At 71.0% G+C, this 15,635-nt stretch carries 14 protein-coding genes and 1 tRNA gene; 11 read left to right on the top strand and 4 right to left on the bottom strand.

What is annotated here, in order from left to right; all coding sequences use genetic code 11:
• The first annotated feature begins 57 nt into the window (after positions 1–57).
• Positions 58–1,026 carry a diacylglycerol/lipid kinase family protein gene (locus QU602_RS06355; RefSeq protein WP_308799398.1) on the top strand — a complete coding sequence of 323 codons (969 nt, stop codon included), beginning with the start codon at positions 58–60 and terminating at the stop codon, positions 1,024–1,026.
• A 38-nt stretch (positions 1,027–1,064) separates the two neighbouring features.
• A tRNA-Leu gene (locus QU602_RS06350) sits at positions 1,065–1,146 on the top strand.
• Position 1,147: 1 nt separating this feature from the next.
• Here the strand turns inward: QU602_RS06350 and QU602_RS06345 are convergent.
• Positions 1,148–1,738 (bottom strand): dihydrofolate reductase family protein, encoded by a 591-nt coding sequence (locus tag QU602_RS06345; RefSeq protein WP_308800103.1) that lies wholly within the window; start codon positions 1,736–1,738, stop codon positions 1,148–1,150.
• Positions 1,739–1,874: 136 nt separating this feature from the next.
• Here QU602_RS06345 and QU602_RS06340 point away from each other — a divergent pair, with 136 nt between their 5' ends.
• The 5 genes from QU602_RS06340 (at position 1,875) to dhaK (ending at position 6,721) form a co-directional block, all read left to right on the top strand.
• Positions 1,875–3,278, top strand: a complete 1,404-nt coding sequence (locus tag QU602_RS06340; protein WP_308799397.1) for a response regulator — start codon at positions 1,875–1,877, stop codon at positions 3,276–3,278.
• A 106-nt stretch (positions 3,279–3,384) separates the two neighbouring features.
• Positions 3,385–4,245, top strand: a complete 861-nt coding sequence (locus tag QU602_RS06335) for a class II fructose-bisphosphate aldolase (protein ID WP_308799396.1) — start codon at positions 3,385–3,387, stop codon at positions 4,243–4,245.
• Between the two features lie 2 nt (positions 4,246–4,247).
• On the top strand, positions 4,248–5,054 hold the full coding sequence (locus QU602_RS06330; protein WP_308799394.1) for an HAD-IA family hydrolase: 807 nt from the start codon (positions 4,248–4,250) through the stop codon (positions 5,052–5,054).
• A complete protein-coding gene (gene dhaL / locus QU602_RS06325) occupies positions 5,051–5,695 on the top strand; it encodes a dihydroxyacetone kinase subunit DhaL (RefSeq protein WP_308799393.1) in 645 nt (214 codons plus the stop codon). The genes QU602_RS06330 and dhaL overlap by 4 nt, the downstream gene beginning before the upstream one ends.
• A 30-nt stretch (positions 5,696–5,725) precedes the next feature.
• Positions 5,726–6,721 (top strand): dihydroxyacetone kinase subunit DhaK, encoded by a 996-nt coding sequence (gene dhaK, locus QU602_RS06320; RefSeq protein ID WP_308799392.1) that lies wholly within the window; start codon positions 5,726–5,728, stop codon positions 6,719–6,721.
• Between the two features lie 87 nt (positions 6,722–6,808).
• Here dhaK and QU602_RS06315 read toward each other — a convergent pair whose 3' ends face one another.
• Positions 6,809–9,085, bottom strand: a complete 2,277-nt coding sequence (locus QU602_RS06315) for a DUF7507 domain-containing protein (RefSeq protein ID WP_308799391.1) — start codon at positions 9,083–9,085, stop codon at positions 6,809–6,811.
• 172 nt (positions 9,086–9,257) lie between these two features.
• Between QU602_RS06315 and QU602_RS06310 the strand changes: the two genes are divergently transcribed.
• Positions 9,258–10,454: an MFS transporter gene (locus QU602_RS06310; RefSeq protein WP_308799390.1), complete on the top strand. Its 1,197-nt coding sequence runs from the start codon at positions 9,258–9,260 to the stop codon at positions 10,452–10,454.
• Here the strand turns inward: QU602_RS06310 and QU602_RS06305 are convergent.
• Positions 10,358–12,721, bottom strand: a complete 2,364-nt coding sequence (locus QU602_RS06305) for a helix-turn-helix transcriptional regulator (RefSeq protein ID WP_308799389.1) — start codon at positions 12,719–12,721, stop codon at positions 10,358–10,360. The genes QU602_RS06310 and QU602_RS06305 overlap by 97 nt on opposite strands.
• 113 nt (positions 12,722–12,834) lie before the next feature.
• Here QU602_RS06305 and QU602_RS06300 point away from each other — a divergent pair, with 113 nt between their 5' ends.
• Positions 12,835–13,068 (top strand): hypothetical protein, encoded by a 234-nt coding sequence (locus tag QU602_RS06300; protein ID WP_308799388.1) that lies wholly within the window; start codon positions 12,835–12,837, stop codon positions 13,066–13,068.
• 6 nt (positions 13,069–13,074) lie between these two features.
• Here QU602_RS06300 and QU602_RS06295 read toward each other — a convergent pair whose 3' ends face one another.
• Positions 13,075–13,947 (bottom strand): LLM class flavin-dependent oxidoreductase, encoded by an 873-nt coding sequence (locus tag QU602_RS06295; RefSeq protein WP_308799387.1) that lies wholly within the window; start codon positions 13,945–13,947, stop codon positions 13,075–13,077.
• Positions 13,948–14,072: 125 nt separating this feature from the next.
• On the opposite strand from QU602_RS06295, the gene QU602_RS06290 reads away from it, so the two are divergent.
• Together QU602_RS06290 and QU602_RS06285 are read left to right on the top strand one after the other, a co-directional pair.
• Positions 14,073–14,720, top strand: a complete 648-nt coding sequence (locus QU602_RS06290; RefSeq protein ID WP_308799386.1) for a biliverdin-producing heme oxygenase — start codon at positions 14,073–14,075, stop codon at positions 14,718–14,720.
• 158 nt (positions 14,721–14,878) lie between these two features.
• Positions 14,879–15,631: a DedA family protein gene (locus QU602_RS06285; RefSeq protein ID WP_308799385.1), complete on the top strand. Its 753-nt coding sequence runs from the start codon at positions 14,879–14,881 to the stop codon at positions 15,629–15,631.
• Positions 15,632–15,635 lie beyond the last annotated feature (4 nt).

The following is a 15,635-nucleotide window of genomic DNA, read 5'->3' as shown; positions in this document are numbered from 1 at the left end:
GGCATGCTGCCGGCCCCACCGACACCGATCCGACGCACGGGTCCTAGGCTCAGCAGGGTGCAGGTGAAGCATGCCGCGATCGTCTACAACCCGGTCAAGACTCGACTCGACCGGGTCCGCCGCGCTGTGACGGAGCAGGAACAGCTGCACGGGTGGGGCGAGTCCCGCTGGTACGAGACCGGCAGCGAGGACTTCGGAGCGCACGCAGCTGAGGAGGCCCTTGCGAAAAGTCCGACCGTGGTGATCGTTGCGGGCGGCGACGGCACCGTCCGGGCGGTCGCGGAAACCCTGGTCGAGAGCGGGACGCCGCTGGCACTCGTTCCCGCCGGTACCGGGAACCTCCTGGCCCGCAATCTCCGCCTGTCCCTCACCGACATCGACGGCGCCGTCGCGGCGGCGTTCGCGGGAGTGACGCGTCCGGTCGACATCGCGGTCGCGGATCTCGAGGACGAGCACTCAGCGCGGCGCACGCACGTCTTTCTGGTGATGGCCGGCATCGGGCTCGACGCCGAGATGGCCGCCAACACGAGCGCGACCGCCAAGAAGCGCCTCGGCTGGCTCGCCTACGTGAACCCGATCGCTCGATCCGTGATCGCCAACCGGCTGTTCCACCTGGACTACCGCATCGACGGCGGACACACCCGGTCGACTCGCGCGCACACCGTCATCGTCGGGAACTGCGGCACGCTGACCGGCAACATGCTCCTCATTCCGACCGCGAAGGTCGACGACGGGCTCCTGGACGTGGTCATGCTGCGTCCGAAAGGCGGGTTCGGCTGGGCGAGGATCGGCACCCGTCTCACGATCCAGGGCGTCGCGCACCGCTCGCGGTTCGGTCGGGACCTGCTCCGGCTCGCGCCCGACCTGCAGGCGCTGGCGTACGCACAGGGCCGGCAGTTCGACGCCCGGTTCGAGACGCCGCACGGTATCGAGCTGGACGGCGACAGTTTCGGGCATGTCGTCCGCGCGCGCATCACCGTGCGCCCCGGGGCGCTCCAAGTGTGCGTCGGCGGTGTCCAGGGCTGAGTGCGCACCGCCGAGCCGCCTAGACTGGGCGGGCACTCGCGGGAGTGGTGAAATCGGCAGACACGCAGGATTTAGGTTCCTGTGCCTTCGGGCGTGAGGGTTCAAGTCCCTCCTTCCGCACTCAGACCGGTGGACGGCGCACCGGATAGCGCAGGTGCAGCACGCGGTCGCCCTGGATCACCTCGACGGGATCCTCCAGCAGCTGCTGGGCGTCGACCGAGCCGAAGTAGCGTGCGCCGGACCCGAACACGACAGGTGCGACGTCCATGCGGACCTCGTCGACGAGGCCGGCGGCGAGGGCCTGGCCGCCGACCTCGCCGGCGGCGACCTCGACCACGCGGTCGCCCGCGAGTTCCTGCGCCACGGCCACGGCCGCCTCGACGCCGTCGACGAAGTGGAACGGGGCCTCGGGGTCCCAACCCTCCGGCGGCGGCCGGTGGGTCACGACGACGACGTGGTCGACGCCGCTCGGCGGCGTGCCGTCCCAGCCGTCCGTCAGGTCGAACACGTGGCGGCCCACGACGGTCGCCCCGATCCGGTCCCAGTACGCCCGGGTGTAGTCGTACGACGCCTGCGACACCTTCAACACGCCGCTGTCGTCCAGCGGAACGTCACCACCGGTCAACCAGTCGAACAGTGGGCCCGGTTGATCGTCGTCGTCCGCGACGAAGCCGTCCACCGACATCGATCCGTACATGATCACGGTGCCCACGAGGCGCTCCTTCGGCGTTGAGATGCCCCCAACGTAGCGCGCGACGAGCAGCACCGGCAGTGGTGCGCGCGCCGCTCGGTGGCGCATGATGTGATCAGGCGAATCGCCGTGCCGACCATCGATGGAGATCGTCGCAATGGCCCACCCGGAACTTCCCGATCCGTCGCCCGACGACGACGCGCGATTCGAGGCGCTCGCCGCGCTCGCGACCGACCTCGCCGGCCAGTTCGCGCTCGCACCGCTGCTCGAGCGCATCCTCCGGCACACCATGGAGCTCCTGGGCTGCGACAGCGGCTCGATCTGCACGGTCGACGAGGCGGCCGGCACGTACCGCAAGGAGGTCGACCTCGGCGTCGGCTGCCTCTCCGGGCACACGTTCCCCCTCGACGAGGGCGTGACGGGGGCGATCGTCCGGGCGCGGAGCTCCGTGATCTTCGACGAGTACGCCGACGTGCGCGGCGGCCACATCGCCGCACCCGACCGCGCCTCGCTGCACGGCGTGATCGGCGTGCCCATCCGCTGGGCCGGATCGATCATCGGCAGCTGCGTCGTGTTCAGTCGCGATCCCGCGCGCCGCTTCACACATTCGGATGCCACGCTGGTCGAGTTGTTCGCGACGCACGCCGCGATCGCCATCGCGAACGCACGCCTGCATGCGCTCGCCAACCGGCGCGAGCGCGAGGCCGCGGTCCTGGCCGAACGTGAGCGCGTCGCCCGCGACGTCCTGGGGCTCAGACCCGCGCCGCTCGCCGCAGGACCGGTGGACGACCCGCGCGACCCTGGCGACCCGAGCGCCCCGGGCGACGCGGTCGACCTCGACAGCTCCCCCGCCTTCGACCGGGCTTGGGCCGCTCGGCCCGACTCCGTCGGCCCCCACCCCGTGCCGGTGACGTCGCCCGAACCGGCGCCCCGTCCTCGCTGGCGCGTGCTCGTCGTGCACGAGAGCCCGATCATCCGCGCGGGCCTGGCGCGCCTGCTCGGCAGTCTCCAGCCCGGCCTCCAGGTCGTCGGCGAGGCCGGCGACGCCGGCGAGGCCCTCGAGGCCTACGAGCTGCTGCACCCGCACGTCGTGATCGCACACCTCGACCTCCCGCACATCGACGGGGTGCAGCTGACGTCCTACCTGCGCGCGGCCGACCCGCACGCCGCGGTCGTGCTCCTCATCCACGGCCTCGACGACGAGCGGGTCCGCGGCGCGGCACGCATCGGCGCGGTGGCGTTCGTCGAGCAGGAGGCCGACCCGGCCGACCTCGCGCGAGCCGTGCTCGCCGCCGCGCGCGGCGACTCGCTCATGACGGCCGACGTCCTGAACCGGCTCGCCGCGGCGCTCGACGCCGGCGGGGCCGGCGGCGAGCACCTGACCCCTCGCGAGAAACAGGTCCGGCTGCTCGTGGAGCGCGGACTCCCCGACAAGCGCATCGCGGTCGACCTGCAGATCTCGGTGCGCACGGTCGAGAAGCACGTCGGCGCGATCCTCAGAAAGACCGGCGCAGCCAACCGCACGACGCTGGCCAGCCGTTCGGCGCTGCACCCCCACTGACGAGCCGCGACGTCGTGGAACTGCCTACGTGCGCGTAGGGGGAACCACGCCTTTCGGCGCCGGCGGCGCGCTCGTAGCCTGACCCCGACGGCGAGGAGGGTGTCGCATGGCTGTCGTCTCACTGCGCGAGATCGTGGACCGGGCCTTCGAGGGCCGGTACGGGGTCCCCGCCATCAACATCGTGAACGATCTCACGCTCGAGGCGGTGCTCGCGGGGGCGGTCGAGGCCAGATCTCCCGTGATCGTGCAGACCTCGGTCAAGACCGTGAAGTCCATCGGCCTGAACGTGCTGTTCGGCATGTGGGAGTCGATGACGGCCGGCATCGAGGTGCCGGTCACCCTGCACCTCGACCACTGCCCCGAACGGCAGGTGATCACCGACTGTCTCGAGCGCGGCTGGAATTCGGTGCTGTTCGATGCGTCGACGCTGCCGGTCGAGGAGAATCAGCGGCAGACGATCGAGGTCGTCGCCGAGGCTCGCCGGCACGGCGCCCACGTCGAGGGTGAGATCGAGGCGATCAAGGGCGTCGAAGACGGCATCGGGACCGACACGGAGACCCGGCGGCAGAGCCTCGACACCGCGCTCACGTTCATCCGCGAGACCGGCGTGGACGTCTTCGCCCCCTCGATCGGCAATGCGCACGGCGTGTACTCGTCCTCGCCCGACCTCGATTTCGAGCGGGTGACCGCACTCGTCGAGGCGACTGGAATCCCGATCGCCCTGCACGGCGGCAGCGGCATGACCGACGAGCAGTTCCACGACCTGATCTCGCGCGGGTGCGCGAAGGTCAACATCTCGACTGCGCTCAAGATCGAGTTCATGCGCTCGAGCCTCGCGTTCCTCAAGGGCGCGGAGGCCGCCGACACGTGGGACCCGCCGTCGCTGTTCGCCGACGTGCGTTCGCACATCGTCGCGTTGACCACAGGACTCGCCGGAACGTTCGGCAGCGCGGGCAAGGCGTGGTGATCATGCCGACCCTCATCTTCGACTGCGACGGCGTGCTCGCCGACACCGAGCGCAACGGCCACCTGCCCGCGTTCAACGCGACGTTCGAGGCGTTCGGTCTCCCCGTGCGCTGGAGCGACGAGGACTACGCCGAGAAGCTCCGCATCGGCGGCGGCAAGGAGCGCATGGCGAGCCTGCTGACCCCGGAGTTCGTCGCCGCGAACGGGCTGCCGGCCGACGAGGACGGGCAGCGCGAGGTGCTCGCGCAGTGGCACCGCCGCAAGACCGCGGTCTACACCGAGCTGGTCGCCTCAGGCGCGCTCCCGGCGCGACCCGGCATCGCGCGCATCGCGGGCCAGGCGGATGCCGCGGGGTGGCGACTCGCCGTCGCCTCCACCTCGGCCGAGGCATCCGTGCAGGCCGTCCTCGACCACGCCGTCGGCCGCGACCTCGCGGCGCGGTTCAGGGTCTTCGCCGGTGACATCGTGCCGCGGAAGAAACCCGCCCCCGACATCTACCTGCTCGCGCTCGACGAGCTCGGTGCAGATCCCGACGAGACCGTCGTCATCGAGGACAGCGGGAACGGGGTCGAGGCCGCCGTGGCGGCCGGGCTCAGGACGCTCGTGACCGTCAGCAGCTATACGGCCGACGAGGACTTCACCGGTGCCTCGCTCGTGGTGTCCTCACTCGGGGACGAGACCGAGCCGGCGCACGTCATCGCCGACCCGCTCGGCGTCGCGCCGGGCGCCGAGATCGGCCTCGCCGATCTCGACCGGATCCTCGAGCTCGACCGCCCGGCCGCCGCCACCACCGAGAAGGAGACCTCATGACGAGCGTTGCCGACGCCGAGTTCGTCGTCCGGACGATCGCCCAGACGGCGGTGGACAACGAGAAGTACTTCGGCGACCTCGACTCGGTCGTCGGCGACGGCGACTTCGGCTACTCGCTCGCTCGCGGGTTCGAGATCGTCCTGAGGGACTGGGACGACTACGACCGTGCCGACATCGGCACGTTCCTGCAGAAGATCGGCGTCGCGATCAGCAGCCGGATCGGCGGGACGTCCGGCCCCATCTGGGGCACGGCCTTCCTCAGGGCCGCGACCGTCGCGAAGGGCCGGTCCGACCTCTCGGGAGCGGACGCGGTCGCGATGCTGCGCGCCGCGATCGAGGGGATCAAGAAGCGCGGCGACGCCGAGCTGGGCGACAAGACCCTGCTCGACGCGCTCGCACCGATGACCGACGCGATCGAGACGGCCCTCGCCGAGGGCGAGGCATCCGACGCCGTCGTCGTCGCCGCCGCGGAGGCCGCGCGACGAGCCGCCGACGCGACCACGCCGATGATCGCCAAACGCGGCCGCGCCGCGTACACCGGCGAGCGCAGCATCGGCTCGCCCGACGCGGGCGCCGTGGCGATCGCGGTGATCGCGGAGGCCCTCGCCGCGGGCTGGCCTGCCCGGAACCCGAGCCCCTGACCCGCCCCGACACCAGTGGAGGACAGTGAAATGAAGAAGTTCGTCAACGACCCGCAGCAGTTCGTGCCCGACATGCTCAAGGGGCTCGCGCTGGCCAACCCCGACACGCTCACGTACGTCCCCGCGTACAACCTCATCATGCGATCCGATGCCCCGAGGGACGACAAGGTCTCGATCATCCAGGGCTCGGGGTCGGGCCACGAGCCGGCGCACGTCATGGTGGTCGGCAAGGGGATGCTCGACGGGGCGTGTCCGGGCGATGTGTTCGCCGCGCCGCCCATGGACTACGTCTACGAGTCGACGAAGCTCCTGAACTCCGCGAAGGGCGTGCTGCTGCTCGTGAACAACTACACGGGCGACCGCATGGCCTTCGACATGGCCCAGGAGATGAGCGAGGCCGACGGCGTCAACGTGCGCACGCTGTTCATCGACGACGACGTCGCCGTGCAGGACTCGACGTACACGGTCGGGCGCCGCGGCGTGGCCGGCAACTTCTTCGTGATCAAGGCGGTGGGCGCGGCGGCCGAAGCCGGCGCCGACCTCGATGAGCTCATGCGGATCGGCGAGAAGGTGAACTCCGTGACGCGCACCATGGGGCTCGCGCTCACGGCGTGCACACCGCCCGCGAAAGGCTCGCCGCTCTTCGAGCTCGGGGACGACGAGATCGAGATCGGCGTGGGCATCCACGGCGAACCGGGACGTCGCCGCGCAAAGATCGTCCCGTCGGACGAGCTCGTCGACATCCTGCTCGAGCCCGTGCTGGCCGACCTCCCCTACGAGCGCGGCGATCGCGTCGCGCTCATGATCAACGGCCTCGGCGGCACGCCCATCAGTGAGCTCTACGTCGCGTACGGTCACGCGCACGAGGTCCTCGAGGAGCGCGGGATCACGGTCGCGCGCAGCTACGTCGGCGAGTACTGCACCTCGCTCGACATGGCCGGCGCGTCACTGACCCTGGTCAGGCTCGACGATGAGATCGAGCGCCTACTCGCCGCTCCGGCCGAGGCCGGCGTGCGCATCTTCTGACGCCGCGCGTCCTCGATCCGGGACCGGTCAGGCACAGCACGACCCCCGCGACCCGAAGGCCGCGGGGGTCGTGTGGTGTGCGTTCGACTACGCGCCGGCGCGGATGCGGCGCTGGACGAACAGCGCGCCCGCTCCGAGGAGCAGCGTCAGCGCGGCGAGCACGCCGACGCCGGCGAGTCGCTCACCGTCGAAGCCCGTGTCGGCAAGCGGTGCCGTGGGCTTCGTGGGCGGCGCCGGGGTCGACACCTCGACGCCGTCCTCATCCGCGACCGCCGGGCCGGCAGGGGGGAGACCGGTGGCGGTCGCGGAGTTCGTGACCGAGCCTGCGGCGCGGTCGGCGTCGGTGACCCGGTAGGAGGCGGTCGCGGTGACCGACTGGCCCGGCGCGAGCACGCCGGCCTCGCCCGGCCACGTGCCGAACACGATCTCCGACAGGCCCTGAAGCTCATCGGCGATCGAGACGCCTGACAGCGTCACATTGCCCGTGTTCGTCACCATGAACTCGTACGCGATCGTGCCATCCGTCAGCGAACCCGTCTTGACCAGCTGGATCGCCGGGGACGGCACCAGCGGCTGCTCGTGGTCGTCCTCGTCGGAGACGTTCGGGCCGCTCGGCGGGGTGCCCGTCGCGGTCGCGGTGTTCACGACCGCACCCGCGTCGCGGTCGGCCTGCGTGATGACGTAGGTCGCGGTCGCGGTGACCGACTGGCCCGGCGCGAGCACGCCGGCCTCGCCCGGCCACGTGCCGTACACGATCTCCGAGAGGCCCTCGAGCTCATCGGCGACGTTCACCGACGTCAGCGTCACGTTGCCAGTGTTCGTGACCGTAAAGGTGTAGTCGATCGCCGAACCGTCGACGGCGCCGGTCTTCACGAGCTGGATCCCAGGCGCCGCGGGCAGCGGCTGCTCGTGTCCATCCTCGTCCGAGACATCCGGGCCGCTCGGCGGCGTCCCCGTCGCGGTCGCGGTGTTCACGACCTCGCCCGCGTCCCGATCGGCCTGCGTGATGACGTAGGTCGCGGTCGCGGTGACCGACTGGCCCGGCGCGAGCACGCCCGCCGCGCCCGGCCAGGTGCCGTACACGATCTCCGAGATCCCGTCGAGCTCATCCGTGATCGAGACGCCCGTGAGCACGGTGTTGCCGGTGTTCGTGACGGTGAAGGTGTAGTCGATCGAGCTGCCGTTCACGGCGCCGTTCTTGACGAGGTCGATGCCGGGGGCCGGCTCGGGCAGCACGACCAGCGCAGGCGACTCATCGGTCACCGCGGCACCGGCCGGCGGCAGCCCCGAGGTGGCGGCCACGTTCGCGACCTCCCCGTCCGAGACATCCGCTTCGGTCAGCAGGTAGCTCGCGGTCGCGTGGACCGAGGCACCAGGCGCCAGCACGCCGGGTGCACCGGGCCAGACACCGAACTCGATCTCCGACAGTCCTGGCTTCGGGTCTGCCAGGGTGACGCCGGTGAGCGTGACCGTGCCCGTGTTCGTCACCGTGAAGGCATAGTCGATGCGGTCGCCGACCGCGCCCGTGGCGCCGTCGGCGAGTTCGCCCACCTTCTCGAGGTCGATCGAGGCGCAGTTCGCGTTGATGATCTCGATCAGCGTGTCCTGCAGACCGGTGAAGCCCGCGATGTAGTAGTCGCTGCCCTCGACCGGCCCCGAGACCTGCTCGATGTGCTCGCGGAACTGCTCCAGCGCATTGCCGGAAAGGTTGTCGTTGACCCCGATCGGGACCACGCGCACGCCTTCGGCCTTCACCGCGTTGGCGCTCGTCACGGCGGCGTCGATCGTGGCCTGGTTCGTCGAGTTGCCCGGGCCCTGCGCGGGGCTGTTGTACTGGGTCGGGTTGCCGTCCGTCATGAACAGCAGCGCGTCGTACGCCTCCGTGGAGTCCGCGATCTCGGCGAACGCACGATCCCAGTTGGTCCCGCCCTGAGCCGACGTCGGCCGCTGCAGGCCGTTGACGTACGCATCGATCGCCGCGACGCCATCAGCGTCCGCCAGCGAGGTGAGGGGCAGCGGCGCGTTCGACGCAGCCGAGGTCGCCGGCGCGTTCGAGGCGAAGTTGTGCACCGCGAGATTCACGGGGTAGCCCTCGAGTGCCGCCACGAGCCCGGAGAGCTCGGCACGGGCCTGCGCGAGCTGCGTGTCGGTCACCGAGTTCGACAGGTCGATGCTGATGGCGAGGTCGAGGTCGCAGCGGTCGGCCAGCGGCGGGTTCGGCGAGACCGGGACGGTCGACTCGACCGCGTGCGCGGCGGTCGCACCGCCGGCGACGAGCATGGTGGCCGCGACGGCGGCGAACGCCGTCTTGGCGAGTGTTCGGCCGCGTCTCCGACGCGGCGGATCTGGATGGTGAGCGTTCACGATCTGCGACTCCTGGGGGTGATGCGCGCGCACGACGGCGCACGGCAGCCATCGGCTGTCTTTCCCCGAGCGTGCCGATGTCGCACCGGGCGATCGTCGCGGACCGCGACCTATTCACCCCCGAACTCACCCCCGGCCACCCCACCCCGTGCGGCTCTGGAAGAATGCGCAGATGCCCCCATCCCGGCTGCTGTGGCCGCTCCTGGTCGCCAGCCTGGCCCTGAACGTCATGTACGGCGCGATCGCCGGTGTCCTCGTACCGGCCCAGGTCGCCGTCGCGGACCCCGAGGGGAAGGAGCTCACCCTCGCGCTGATCATGACCGCGTCGTCGCTCGTCACCTTCGCGGTGCATCCGCTCGCGGGAGCGCTGTCCGACCGCACACGGTCCAGATGGGGACGGCGCTCGCCCTGGATCGTCGGCGGCGCACTCGCGAGCGCGGTCGCGATGCTCCTGCTCGGTCAGGCCGAGGCGGTGTGGGCCATCGCGCTCGGATGGCTCATCCTGCAACCGTTCCTGAACACGGTCGAAGCCCCGCTGGACGCGATCGTCGCCGACCGGGTGGATCAGCCGTCACGACCCCGGGCGGCCGCGGTGTACGGCGGTGGCGCGGCGATCGGCATCGCAATCGGGGCCGGCGTCGCAGGACAGGGCGCGAGCTCGTCGGGCACGGTGTACGTCGTGCTCGCCGTCGTGCTCGTCGTGGTCATGGTCGGGTTCACGCTCGCGGCTCCGGATCGCTCACCCCCTGAGGCCGCTCCCCCGTCGACCCCGGCACGCGAGGCCTGGAAGTCCCGCGACCTGAGGCTCGTGTTCGCCGCCCGGTTCCTCATGATCCTCGGCCATCAGCTGGTGATGGGCTACCTGCTCTACATCGTGATGGCGTTCACGGATGCCTCGGTCGCCGATGCCGGCAGCACCGTGAGCCTGCTGATCGGCACGCACATCGCCTGCATCGTGGTCGGCGCGGTCGCCGGCTCCAAGCTCGTCGGCGACGCACGCCGGCCATGGATCATCGGCGCGACCGCGGTGCTCGCGGTCGCACTGCTCCTCCCGATCGCCTTCCCGGACCTCACCGGGCTGCTGCTGTTCGCGGTGATCGGCGGGGTCGGCCGCGGGGTGTACCTGAGCGCCGACCTGGCGCTCATGATCGATGTGCTGCCCTCGAACGCCGATCACGGGCGAGACCTCGGCGTGCTCGGGCTCGCCACCATCGTCCCGCAGATGCTCGCGCCCGCGATCGCCGGCGTGCTCCTCACGCTCAGCGGCGGCGTCTACCCGCTCCTGTTCGCGGTGGCGGTGTCGCTCGTGCTGCTGTCGGTGCCATTCATCGCGCGCGTCGGCGCGACGGTGTCGTCGATCAGGCCGTGAGCCAGCGCTCGAGCGAGCGCCTCCTCACGGGATGTCGCTCCGAGCTTGCGGTACAACGACCGGCGTTGCGTCTTCAATGTGTTCTCCGACACGTGCAGCGACGTCGCGATGTCGTGCAGTCGCGAGGTGTGGACCAGCTGCTGGAGGACGACGAGCTCGCGGTCGGTGAGCCGCGGAGCGGCCGACACGTCATCGAGGCCCCGCGGCGCATCGGGCAGATCGAGCGTGAACAGGTCCTGATCGCTCGCCGGCACGAGGGCGAGCGGCGTGAGCACCCCGGCGCCCCGCACGAGCGCATCCGCACGCCGGGCGACGTCGCCGGCCTCGTCGGATCGGCCGAGCCGCCGGAGCAGGACCGCCTCGAGGCTCAGCAGGCCCAGGCGATCGCGGGGCGTGACCGCCCGGACCCGTCCGAGGAGCGAGAAGGCGCGATCGTCGTCGCCTTCGAACACGGCGACCCTCGCCGCCCCCAGCCAGATCCACGGGTGATCGGCGGCACCGGGCTTCAGCCGCCGGGCCGTCGCCAGATCACCCGCGGCGAGCGCCAGCGTCGATTCTGCGAGATCGAGCAGGCGTGCCGAGGCGGACGCGGAGCCGAGCCGGCCGCCACGCCGTTGACGGAGCAGCCGAAGCGCCTCGAGACCGTCCTCGGGTGCGCCCCTGCGGACATCGATGAGTGCGCGGACGTAGCCGAGGATCGGCCAGTGCTCGATCGTGTCGATGATCGGCCAGATCGTCGCGATCCGATCGCGTGCGTCCGCGAACCGTCCGGCTTCGAGTGCGACCAAGGCCTGCGCGATGCGCAGCATGCTCCCCGGATACTCGTCGACGATGTCGGTCGGCCACGTCCGTGCCTCCGCGAGCGCGGTCCACCGACGCGCCGCGTGGATGTCACCCTTGAGTGCCTCGACCATGGCGACGCCGCCGATCGCCATGAGCTCGATGCCGACGCGACTCGGCGCGGCGGCCGCGCGCTCGAGCTGCAGCCGCGCCTCGTCGAGGTGTCCGCCGTACAGCAGGCTGATCCCCGCGTGCACCCGGAGATCGCCGAGCAGTCCTGCGAGGTCCTCGAGCGCGGCCGGCGGCATCTCGTCGAGCGTCCGGGCGGCGGCGCGCGCCGCTTTGACCCCGCCGTCGCCGAAGCCGGTGAGCCGGCGGGCGACGCTCTCGATGACGCGCAGCAGCGCCCGGTCGGGCGACGATCGAGCGCTGGTCTGGATGCCGAGGAGCGCGATGCCCATCAGCTCCGCGGCACGGATGGCGTGCTGGCGGCGAGCGTTCAGCACGAGCGCTTGCGCCATCGCGATGACCGGCCAGCGACGCAGCTGGGCGACCGGCACTCCACGAAGCACCCGGACGATCGCGGGCCCGTGGTCCCAGAGCACGGACATGCCGCCGCGTTTCAGCGCTACGTCGACGAGGTCGAGGCGCCCGGATTGCGCGCCCTCGACGATCGCCGCGAGCCAGGCCTCCTCGTCAAGGAGCTGGGCGGCGGCCGACTGCCGGATGCCGCGCCGATCGTCCGCAGGAACCGGGTGCGTCGCCGCGGTGGCCGCCCGGACGAGCGGGGTGAGCGTGAACACCGGCGGCCCGCCACCGGGAGTCCACGAGCCGAGTCCATCGCGCTCGGCCCGTTCGATGAAGTCGTCCGGACCGCCGAGTGCGGCGACGATGCTCGGGGTGAGGGCGCTCGGCACCGCGAGCCGCGACGCGGCCGCAGGCAGCCCGATCCCGCCCGCTGCCGCGGTGAGCACCGTGGCGAAGCGGTCGCGACGCGTGACGCCGCTGGTCACGATCGCCCGCACGGCGCGGGCATGTCCGGCGGTGGCGAGGAACACCGCACCGGGGTCCGCCCGCGATGCGTTCTCCCTGAGGTAGTCACCGAGTTCCTCCGGCGTGAACGCCAGGTCGTCGACGACCTCCACCTCGAGCTCGGGTGGCAGCCCGTGCAGACTGCGGACGCCGAGCCGGATGCGCAACTGCGGGGAGGCGTCGAGCAGACGGCGCAGCTGGTGCCACTCAGCGCTCGCGAGATGGTCGCCGTGATCGATGACGAGCACGGCGCCCGAGGCCTCGTGGGGCGGCAGCTCGGGCAGACTCGCGGGAGCTACGTGCACGGCGGTCTCGTGGCGTTCGCGCCACTGTTGCAGCACCGTGCTCACCCCTGCGCCCCGCGCGCCCACGACGGCGACGATTCTCGCGGGCCCGTCGAGCGGTCCGAACAGCCGGTCCCGGACGAGCGCGACCTGCGAACGAACCGGGGGCATATCTCCACCTTATGGGCGTTGAGGACGCGAACGCGGAGCGGCCACGGCGACGGCTGGTAGGAACCACTGCATCGCCACCGGCCCTCGGGCCCGGTCGCTATACATTCATCCGCATGAAGAACTTCACCACCCGGGAGGCTGCTGCACTCGGGTATCTGTTCGGCGGCATCCTGGTCGGCGTCGTCGCGCTGGTCGCCGACGTCATGGGCGGCCCATCATGGCTGCACGCGTTCACGTTCGTCGGCGGCATCGCCTTCGGCTGGGGCGTGGTCACGCTCATCCAGTCGAGCCGTGACCGGCGCAATGGCGACGGGCTCGTACGCCCGGAGGACGAGCGGCTCGCCTGAGTCGCTTCAGCCGATGGCGGGCGGGCCCGCCGCGATACGCTCGCGGGCGTACGCCTCGACGCGGTCGGCGGGCACCGACCAGTCGGACTCCAGCCACCAGGTGACGCCCGCATCGGCCCAGGGCTGCACGGTTGCGCGGGCCGCCGAAGCCGCCGTCGCGCTCGTGGTGCCCTCGTGCACGATCGCGAACGGCCGCTCGGCGAGACCCGCGGCCTCGCGCTCGGCACGCAGCCACGCGATCGCCTCGGCGGCGACCGCGGGCGTGTACACAGCGGCCTGCTCCTCGGGGCCGCTGAGCTCCACACCGGGCGGCGCGTAGTTCGGAATCCACCCGTCGGCCCGCACGACGCGCTGCATCGACTTCGGACGCGGCCACATGCCGACCACCCAGGTCGGGATCCGCGGCTGCTGCACCACCGGCAGCGGCAGCATCTCATCGGTGCGGCGCGCGCGGTAGTGCTCGCCGTCGAACTCGAACGGCTGAGCGCGCCACATCGCCTCGAGCAGCTCGAGCGACTCGTCGAGCATCTCGGCCCGCGCGCGGCGGCCGGGATCGTCCTCGAAGATCCAGAATCGGTCTTCGACCGACTGCGGTACGCCGAGGCCGGCCGAGAGGATCACCCGACCACGCGAGAGCCGGTCGACGGTCATCGTCTGGCCCGCCAGCTCCCACGGACGGCGGCGCGGGACGGGCGTCAGCATCGTGCCGAGGCGGATGCGCTCGGTCTGCACGGCCGCGGCGGCGAGCGTCGCCCACGGGTCGGTCGCCCAGATGCCCTCCCACACGAAGAACGCGTCCCAGCCGGAGGCCTCGGCGAGTGGTGCGAGCTCGACCGCGAGCTCGGGATCGCTGCCCGTGAAGATGAATCCGTACTCCATGGCGAGCAGCCTAAGTGGAGCCACCGTCACGGTTCCCTCGACGGAATCGGAGTCCTGGGTGTCGTCGGCGCACGCCACCGTCTACGATGTGAGGTAAGCCTTACCTCATCCTCGAAGGGCGCCCCATGACGATCGCTCCCCCCACCGCTCCAGCCGGCACCGCTCCGCTCGATGTCGCCGCGCTCGTCCGCGCCGCGACGGCCGACGATCATCGCAACGCCGAGAGCCGCGGATTCATCACCAGGCTCATGGGAGGGGAGCTGTCCCTCGACGACTACACGCGCTACCTGGCTCAGTACGCCTGGGTGTACGAAGCGCTCGAGGAGCGCGGCAGCCGGGCCGGCGATCCCGAGGTGTTCGACCCGAGGCTCGCGCGCTTCGCCGCCATCGAATCCGACCTCGCAGCGCTCGGCGCGGCCGATTGGCGCGAGGCGCACCCGCCGCTCCCCGCCACCGCCGCGTACGTGACCCATCTGCGCGAGCTCGCCGACGACGACGTGCGCTACCTCGCCCACCACTACACCCGGTACCTCGGCGACCTTTCGGGCGGCCAGGCCATCGCCGCGCTCGTCTCACGGCACTACGGCGCGACGCCCGAACAGCTCTCGTTCTACGACTTCGACCTCGAGGAGGGCCCGGTGCGCTACAAGCGCCGCTACCGCGAGGCCATGAATGCGCTCGCACTCGAGCCGGCGGAGGTCGACGCGCTGATCGACGAGGCACGCGCCTCGTTCCGTCTCAACGGCGCGGTGTTCGAGGCGCTCGACGCCTGAGTCGCGCGGCGCGCTCGGCGCCTGAGTGGCCGGCTCATCCGCGCGGATGATTCCACCGGCTCACCGTTCATGCGAAGCATCCGCTCGCTAGACTGCTCTCGTCTCAGTCGCCCGTGTCGTCGGCGACCGCCGCGCCCGTCCGACAGGAGCCCTCCGACGTGATCAACACCGCGCTCATCCCGTGGCTCGACCCGCAAACGATCATCGAGGCGGCCGGGCCCTGGGCGCTCGTGGTCGTCGCGCTCATCGTGTTCTCCGAGACGGGGCTGCTGGTGGGCTTCCTGCTTCCCGGCGACACCCTGCTCATCATCTCCGGCCTGCTCACGAACACGTCGCTCGTGTTCGGCGTCGACATCTGGTGGGTGTGTCTCGCGATCGGCGGCGCCGCGTTCATCGGCGGTGAGGTGGGCTACCTGATCGGGCACAAGTTCGGGCCGAGCATCTTCGAACGCAAGGAATCCGGCGTGTTCAGCGTGAAGAACGTCGAACGCACCAACGCGTTCTTCGAGCGGTTCGGCGGGCTCGCCGTCATCCTCGCCCGATTCGTCCCCATCGTGCGCACGTTCACGCCCGTCGCCGCGGGCGTCGGCCACATGAACTACAAGAAGTACACGCTGTACAACTTCATCGGCGCGGTCATCTGGGGCGTCGGCCTCACCTACTTCGGATTCCTGATCGGGTACATCCCGCCGGTCGCCGACTTCGTGCAGTCCTACATCGACGTCATCCTCATCGGCGCGGTGGTGCTCACGCTCATCCCGACGCTGTGGCACTACTTCCAGTCGTCGAGCAAGGCGAAGAAGGCCGCCGCCGCCGGCGAAGACGTCGTCACCGATGAGCAGGAGGCCGAGGAGCTCGTGCTCGACCCCGACGCCTTCACGCAGCACCCGCACCGGCACGACGAGAAGTAGAGCT

Source organism: Agromyces protaetiae (genome assembly GCF_030866785.1).
GTDB classification, from domain to species: Bacteria; Actinomycetota; Actinomycetes; order Actinomycetales; family Microbacteriaceae; genus Agromyces; species Agromyces silvae.
This window is presented reverse-complemented; position numbering and strand designations above follow the sequence as displayed.

Coding starts and splice junctions, on each gene's coding strand:
- QU602_RS06340 (WP_308799397.1), top strand. CDS start 1,875: ATGGCCCACCCGGAACTTCCCGATCCGTCGCCCGACGACGACGCGCGA.
- QU602_RS06335 (WP_308799396.1), top strand. CDS start 3,385: ATGGCTGTCGTCTCACTGCGCGAGATCGTGGACCGGGCCTTCGAGGGC.
- QU602_RS06330 (WP_308799394.1), top strand. CDS start 4,248: ATGCCGACCCTCATCTTCGACTGCGACGGCGTGCTCGCCGACACCGAG.
- dhaL (WP_308799393.1), top strand. CDS start 5,051: ATGACGAGCGTTGCCGACGCCGAGTTCGTCGTCCGGACGATCGCCCAG.
- dhaK (WP_308799392.1), top strand. CDS start 5,726: ATGAAGAAGTTCGTCAACGACCCGCAGCAGTTCGTGCCCGACATGCTC.
- QU602_RS06310 (WP_308799390.1), top strand. CDS start 9,258: ATGCCCCCATCCCGGCTGCTGTGGCCGCTCCTGGTCGCCAGCCTGGCC.
- QU602_RS06305 (WP_308799389.1), bottom strand. CDS start 12,721: ATGCCCCCGGTTCGTTCGCAGGTCGCGCTCGTCCGGGACCGGCTGTTC.
- QU602_RS06300 (WP_308799388.1), top strand. CDS start 12,835: ATGAAGAACTTCACCACCCGGGAGGCTGCTGCACTCGGGTATCTGTTC.
- QU602_RS06295 (WP_308799387.1), bottom strand. CDS start 13,947: ATGGAGTACGGATTCATCTTCACGGGCAGCGATCCCGAGCTCGCGGTC.
- QU602_RS06290 (WP_308799386.1), top strand. CDS start 14,073: ATGACGATCGCTCCCCCCACCGCTCCAGCCGGCACCGCTCCGCTCGAT.